Below are 7,558 nucleotides of genomic sequence, written 5' to 3'. Positions count from 1 at the left end.
CCCCTCCCCCGCCACCTCCCTTCGGCCACACGCACCGTCCGTGTTTCAGCAGGTATCAGCGCGACTGTCCGGGTAGTCTGTTTGCAAGAATGCGTCAGGGCTGTGAAGCTGATCTGGGAGTGCCCAGTTCCTGTGCCGTGCCCCTGGCCAGTGGGAAGCTCGCCAGCCAACCCAGCTCGCATCGCCACGCGAAATGACTGCCCCGTCGCCTGCTTCACCGTCGCGCCCGCTTCTCACCTTCGGCCTCGTATGGCTGGGGCAGTTCGTCTCCCTGTTCGGCTCGGGGTTGACGTCGTTCGCGCTTGGCGCGCACGTCTACCAGCTCACCGGCTCCACGACGCGCTTCGTGCTCATCTCCTTCTTCGCCACGCTGCCCCTGGCGGTGTTGTCGCCGTTCGCCGGAGTGCTGGTGGACCGGTGGGACCGCAGGAAGGCGATGCTCTGGAGCGACGTGGGCTCCGGCCTCACCACCGCGCTCATCTGGCTGCTGCTGGTGGCGGATGACCTGGGCCAGCTCGCGTTCAAGGCCTGGTACCTGTACCCCATCGTCCTGCTGGGGGGCTGTTGCAATGCGTTTCGCTGGCCGGCGTGGACGGCCACGACGCCGCTGCTCATCCCCAAGCAGCACCTGGGGCGGGCCAGCGGCATGGCGGAACTGGGCGGGGCGATCAGCCAGATTGCGTCGCCCCTGTTCGCGGGCCTGCTGGTGGGGAGCATTGGCCTGCACGGCGTGCTCTTCATGGACGTGGTCAGCTTCCTGTTCGCCGCGGGCGTGTTGGTGGTGGTGCGCTTCCCGTCGGCGCCCGGGGCCTCGGTGCGGCGCGCGGGGCCTCGCTCCATGCGCGCGGAGCTGGCGGAGGGGTGGCGCTTCGTCCGGGACAGGCCGGGCCTGTCGTACATCCTGGCCTTCAGCACGTTCACCAACTCGAGCCTCGCGCTGGTGCTCCTGCTCTTCACGCCGCTGGTGCTGGCCTTCACGGATCTGAAGCACCTGGGACTGATTGGCTCCATCTCCGGCATGGGCCTGCTGGCGGGCGGCATCCTCACCAGCGTGTGGGGCGGCCCCAAGCGCCGCATCCTCGGCATCGCGGGCTTCCCCATCATCGCCTCGGTCATGCTGCTGCTGGCCGCGCTGCCGCCCAGCGTGCCGCTGCTCGCCACGGCGGCGGCGCTGTTCCTGTTCTCCATGCCGCTCACCACGACCAACTCCCATGTCATCTGGCAGCTCAAGGTGCCGTTGGAAATCCAGGGCAGGGTGTCCGCGCTGCGCAAGACGGTGGGACAGTCCGGGGTGCTGCTCACCACGTTGATCGCAGGTCCCCTTGCGGACCGCGTCTTCGAGCCGTGGATGGCGCCGGGCGGAGCGTTCGCCGGCAGCGTGGGGCGCGTGCTGGGCACCGGCACCGGGCGTGGCATCGCGTTCTTGTTCGTCGTCCTGGGGTTCGCGGTGCTGGGCGCCGTCGGACTCCTCCTGTTGTCTCCTCGCGCGCGGCGCGTCCAGGAAGAGCTTCCGGACATGATTCCTTCCCACCCGCTCGCCACTTCTCTTCCTTCCGAGCAGCCCCCGGCTGGCGCCGTGCCCGAGAGTCCGCTCTCGGCGACGGGAAACACCCCGTCCTGAGCACGCAGCGTCCCGGCCCCGCGCAATGAATTGACTGGAGTACTCCGTGAGCACGCGCAACGACTCCCCGACGTCCGTCGGGCCCGTCATCCCATCCGAAGCGAGCCCCTCCGCCTCTCCCCTGGTGCCCCTGCGCGCGGGGAACGACGCGGCGAGCCCGCTCTTCCTCGTGCATCCGATGGACGGCCGCCTGGACTGCTACGCGGAGCTGGTCCGCCACGCTCCGGCGTCCCAGCCCGTGGTCGGCATCCAGGCGCGAGGCCTGGACGACGGGCGCGCGCCGCTGGAGTCGCTGGAGGCGATGGCCGTCTTCTACGTGGAGGCCCTGCGCGCGGAGCGGTCCGAAGGGCCGTATCACCTCGCGGGCTGGGCGCTCGGCGCGGTCATCGCGTGGGAGATGGCGCGCCTCCTCCAGCGTGACGGCCACGTCGCGCGGCTCACGCTCATCGAGCCGCCGCCCGCGTCACCCGACAGGAGCATCTCCGCCCAGGCGCTCGCCGCGCACGCCGCCCTCTTCGCGCGAGAGCTGGCGCTCCAGGCGGGCCTGCCCCCGCTCGAGCTTCCCGCCGCGCTCACCACGGGCAAGGACCCCGAGCCCCTGCTGGTGCATCTGCACGCGGAGGGCACGCGCCAGGGGCTGCTGCCCGCGGCCACGACGCTCGAGTTCCTGCGCGCGCGCTTCAAGCTCTTCTCCGCCCACGTGCGCGCCGCGCGTCGCTACGTCCCCGAGGCCTTTGCCGCTTCCGCGCGCATCGTTCGCTCCGCCGAAGTCGTGGACGCCGCGGACGTGGAGAAGGACAAGGGCTGGGCGGTGCTCGCGGAGGAGGGCGCCCAGGTCGACGACACGCCTGGAGACGGACACTCGCTCTTGCGCGAGCCCCACGTGAAGGCGCTGGCGGCGCGGCTCTTCGAGTCCGGCCAGTCCCTCACCGGGCCCATCCCCACGGGTCACGGCGACGGCGCGCCGCTGTCGTACGCGCAGCAGCGGCTCTGGTTCCTGGATCAGCTCCAGCCCGGCAGTCCCGCCTACAACATGTTCTACGGCCTGCGCTTCACGGGCCCGCTGGAGCACTCGCTGCTAGAGCGCGCCTTCACGGAGCTGGCGCGGCGTCACCAGACGCTGCGCACCCGCTTCCGCTCGCTGCAGGACGGCCCCGTCCAGGCCGTCTCACCGCCCGCGCCGTTCACCATCTCCGTCGACGACCTGCGCGCCCTTCCCCCGGAGGCGCGCGACGCGGAGGCGCAGCGACTGGCGGACGCGGAAGCGCGCACGCCCTTCGACCTGGCCACCGGCCCGCTCTTGCGCGCGCGGCTCTTGACGCTCGATGAGCACGAGCACGTGTTGCTCATCGTCAATCACCACGTCATCTCCGACGGCTGGTCCATTGGCGTCCTCTCGCAAGAGGTCCCCGCCCTCTATCTGGCGTTCGCGCTCGGCCGGCCCTCGCCGCTGCCGGAGCTGCCCGTGCAGTACGCGGACTTCGCCGTCTGGCAGCGCGGCTGGCTGACGGGCGACGTGCTCGAGTCACAGCTCGCCTACTGGCGCACCCAACTGGCCGACGCGCCGCACGCGCTGGAGCTGCCCACCGACAGGCCGCGGCCTCCCATCCAGTCGCTGCGCGGGGACATGCTGCGCGTCGACCTTCCCGCCGCGCTCGCGCCCGCCGTCCACGCGCTGTGCCACCAGGAGGGTGTCACGCCCTTCATGGTGCTGCTGGCCACCTATCAGACGCTGCTCGCGCGCTACTCCGGGCAGGACGACATCATCGTCGGCTCGCCCATCGCCAACCGGATGCGGGCGGACCTGGAAGGCCTCATCGGCTTCTTCGCCAACACGCTCGCGCTGCGCGCCCGCTTCACCCCGGGCATGACGTTCCGCGAGCTGCTGGCCCAGGTGCGCGAGACGACGCTCGGTGCCTATGCGCACCAGGACGTCCCGTTCGAGAAGCTGGTGGACGAGCTGCGTCCCGAGAGGGACCAGAGCCGCACGCCCCTGTTCCAGGTGATGCTCGCCCTGCACAACACGCCGAAGACGCAGGGACAGGAAGACCCCGACTCGCCGCTCAAGGTCCGTCCGCTGGATGCCATCAGCGGCACCGCCAAGTTCGACCTCTCGCTGCTGGCGTCCGACGACGGCAACGTGTTCAACGCGGTGTTCGAATACAACACCGACCTCTTCGACACGGCGACGGTCCAGCGCATGGCGGACCAGTTCGTGCGCCTGCTGCGAGCCGCCGTCGAGGACCCGAGCCAGCCCGTCTGGCGCCTGCCGATGATGGAGGAGCCCGAGCGTCGCCAGGTCCTCGTCTCGTGGAACGACACGTCGCGGGAGCCCTTCGCGCCCACCACGCTCCACGCACCCGTGGAGGCCCAGGCGCTTCGCACGCCCGACGCCATCGCCGTCACCGACGGCACCGACTCCCTCACCTACGCGGCGCTGGACGCGCGGGCCAATCAGCTCGCGCACCACCTGCTCGCGCGAGGCGTGACGCCGGGGAGCATCGTCGGCATCTGCCTGGACAAGTCGCTCGACATGGCCGTGGCCGTCCTGGCCACGCTCAAGGTGGGGGCCAGCTATGTCGCGCTCGACTCCAGCTATCCCGCCGAGCGCCTCGCCTTCATGCTCGCGGACACGCGGGCGCCCGTGGTCCTCACCCACTCCCGGCTCGCGGCGTCGCTGCCCGCCGATGGCGGCGCTCGCGCCCTCCTGTTGGATGTCGACGCGGCCATTGTCGCCGGCCAGTCCCGACGCGCGCCAGGTCTCGACGTCTCGGCGGAGAGCCCCGCCTACATCATCTACACGTCCGGGAGCACGGGGGTGCCCAAGGGCATCGTCATGCCCCACCGCGCGCTGAGCGCGCTCTTCACGTGGCAGCTCCATCGCGCTCCGCAGCCGCGCGCCACCACGTTGCAGTTCGCGTCGCTCAACTTCGACGTCTCCGTCCAGGAGATGTTCTGCACCTGGTGGGCCGGCGGCACCCTCGTTCTTCCCACCGGAGGACTGCGCCAGGACATCCCCGCGCTGCTCGACTTCATGCAGCAGCAGCGCGTCGAGCGGCTCTTCCTGCCCTTCGTCGCCCTTCAGGCCATCGCCGACGCTGTCTCGCATGGCGCCACCCTGCCCTCCGCGCTGCGGGAAGTGGTGACGGCGGGTGAGCAGCTCCAGGTGAGCGACACCGTCGCCGCGTTCTTCGCGAAGCTGCCGGGCAGCGTCCTGGAGAACCAGTACGGTCCTTCCGAGGCGCACGTCGTCTCCGCCTTCCGACTCCAGGGCACTCCCACGTCCTGGCCCCGGCTTCCGTCCATCGGCGGTCCGGTCGGCCACACGCGGCTGTATGTCCTGGATGCGCTCGGCCATCCGGTGCCCATCGGCGTCTCGGGAGAGCTGTACATCGGTGGCACCCACCTGGCACACGGCTACCTGTCACAGCCAGAAGGCACCGCGAAGGCGTTCGTCCCCGACCCCTTCTCGACGGTGCCGGGCGCGCGGCTCCATCGCACCGGAGACGCGGCGCGGTGGCGCGCGGACGGCACGCTCGACTTCCTGGGGCGGCTCGACTCCCAGGTCAAGCTGCGCGGCTTCCGCGTCGAGCTGGGTGAAGTCGAGTCCGTGCTCCGCTCCGCGCCGGGGCTGAGTGATGCCGCGGTCATCGTTCGCGAGGATGTGCCGGGCGACAGGCGACTGGTCGGCTACGTCGTCGTCTCGCCCGACGCCACGCTCGACACCGAGGCCCTGCGCGCGTTCGTACTCCAGCGCCTGCCCGAGTACATGTTGCCGTCCGCGTTCGTGGCGCTGCCCGCGTTGCCCCTCACGCCCAGCGGCAAGCTCGCGCGCAAGCGCCTGCCCGCGCCCGATGCGGAGAGTCTGCGCGGAGGTGCCGCCTTCGCCGCGCCCCGCACTCCATTGGAGGAGAAGCTCGCCGCGCTCTTCGCCGACGTCCTGCACGTGCCGCGAGTGAGCGTCACCGACAACTTCTTCGCGCTCGGCGGGCACTCGCTGCTTGCCACCCAGGTCGTGTCGCGTGTGCGGTCCGCGTTCGGCGTGGAACTGCCGCTGCGCACCGTCTTCGGCGCACCCACGGTGGTCGCCCTCGCGGCGAGCATCGACACCACGTTGATGACGTCGCGGAACCGGCAGCCGCCCGCGTTGGTTCCAGTGCCCCGCACAGGACCGCTGCCGCTGTCCTTCGCGCAGCAACGCCTCTGGTTCCTCGACCAGCTCCAGCCCGGCGGCGCGACGTACAACATGCCCTCCTTCGTCCGACTGGACGGAGCGCTTCATCTGTCCGCGCTCCAGCGGGCCTTCGCCGAGTTGGTGAGGCGCCACGAGGCCCTGCGCACCACGTTCCTCCAGCAGAACGACGAGCCCTTCCAGATCGTCGCCCCGCACGCGGAGCTGCCGGTGACCGTGGTGAAGGTCCAGGGACAGACGCCGGACGCCGTCCGCCAGGAGGTGGAGCGACTGCTGCGCGAGGAGTACCTGCGTCCGTTCAACCTCTCCACCGGCCCGCTCGTCCGCGCCCTGCTGCTGGAGACGTCCCCCACCGAGCACTTCCTCGCGCTCAACATGCACCACATCGTCTCCGACGGTTGGTCCATGGGCGTGCTCACCCAGGAGGTCGCCACCCTCTACGGGGCCTTCGCGATGGGGGCACCGTCGCCGCTTCCGCCCCTGTCCCTCCAGTACGCCGACTACGCCGTCTGGCAGCGCGACTGGCTCCAGGGCGAAGTGCTGGAGCAGCAGCTCGCATGGTGGCGCGGACGCCTGATGGGTGTGGCCACGCTGGACCTGCCGCTCGACAAGCCGCGTCCTCCCGTGCAGACCTTCACCGGTGCCCAGGTGCTCGTCACCTTGCGGCCAGAGGTCTCCAAGCGGCTCAAGACGCTGTGCCAGCGTGAAGGCATCACGCCGTTCATGGCGCTGCTCGCCGCATGGCAGTTGCTCCTGTCCCGTCACACCGGGCAGGACGACATCGCCGTCGGCTCACCCATCGCGGGTCGCCAGCGCGCGGAGCTCGAAGGGCTCATCGGCTTCTTCGTCAACACGCTCGTCTTCCGCGCGCGCATCGACACGAACGCGACGTTCCTCCAGCTCTTGCGGCAGGTGAAGGAGACCGCCCTGGGGGCCTACGCGCACCAGGACGTCCCCTTCGAGCGCCTGGTCGAGGAGTTTCAGATTCGTCGAGACCTGAGCCGCAGCCCGCTGTTCCAGGTCCTCTTCGCGCTCCAGAACACACCCGCGTCGGCCCTCCAGAAGCAGGAGCTGTCGCTCAGTCCGGTGGAGGTTGAAGCCACCGTCATCAAGTTCGAACTCGAGCTGCACTTCGTGGACGGGCCGGACGGCCTCTTCGGCGCGCTGACCTACAACACGGACCTGTTCGAGCGAGCCTCCATCGAGCGCATGACGCGGCACTTCGAGCTGCTCGTCGAAGCGGTCGTCGCCCGGCCCGACGCTCCGCTCGCTACCCACTCCATGCTGACCGTCGAGGAGCGGCGAGACGTCCTCACCAACTGGGCCTCGGCTCCCGCGCTCGTCTCGCCGGACTCCACCCTGCCCGCCGTCTTCGCCGATGTCGTCGCGCGCGCACCCGACTCCGTCGCGCTCCTCGTCGGTGACACCTCCCTCACCTACCGTCAGCTCGACGAGCGCTCCAACCAGCTCGCCTGGCACCTGCGCGCTCTCGGCGTCCGCACCGACTCCCGCGTCGCCATCGCCGTCGACCGCTCCGCCGAACTCATCATCGCCCTCGTCGCCATCCTCAAGGCTGGCGCCGCCTACGTCCCCCTCGACACAAAGTATCCGCGCGAGCGTCTCGCTTCGATGATGGAGGACGCGCGGCCCGAGGTCCTCATCTCCACCCGCGCATTCCTGGACAAGCTTCCCACCGACGGGCTGGCGTGTGTCCTGTTGGATGAAGTGTCGCTGGCCCACAGCCC

General features: G+C 70.3%; 2 protein-coding genes. Both read left to right on the top strand.

From position 1 onward, the window contains the following. Positions 1 to 193 precede the first annotated feature (193 nt). On the top strand, positions 194 to 1,621 hold the full coding sequence (locus tag HR086_RS42760) for an MFS transporter (protein ID WP_141646271.1): 1,428 nt from the start codon (positions 194 to 196) through the stop codon (positions 1,619 to 1,621). A 46-nt stretch (positions 1,622 to 1,667) separates the two neighbouring features. After that, on the top strand, positions 1,668 to 7,558 hold a 5,891-nt coding region (locus HR086_RS42755; RefSeq protein ID WP_174468508.1), incomplete at its 3' end, for a non-ribosomal peptide synthetase.

It is taken from the genome of Myxococcus sp. CA039A (genome assembly GCF_013336645.1).
Lineage (GTDB): Bacteria > Myxococcota > Myxococcia > Myxococcales > Myxococcaceae > Myxococcus > Myxococcus llanfairpwllgwyngyllgogerychwyrndrobwllllantysiliogogogochensis.
The sequence above is the reverse complement of the archived record's forward strand: the minus strand, read 5'-3'. Positions and strand labels throughout refer to the sequence as shown.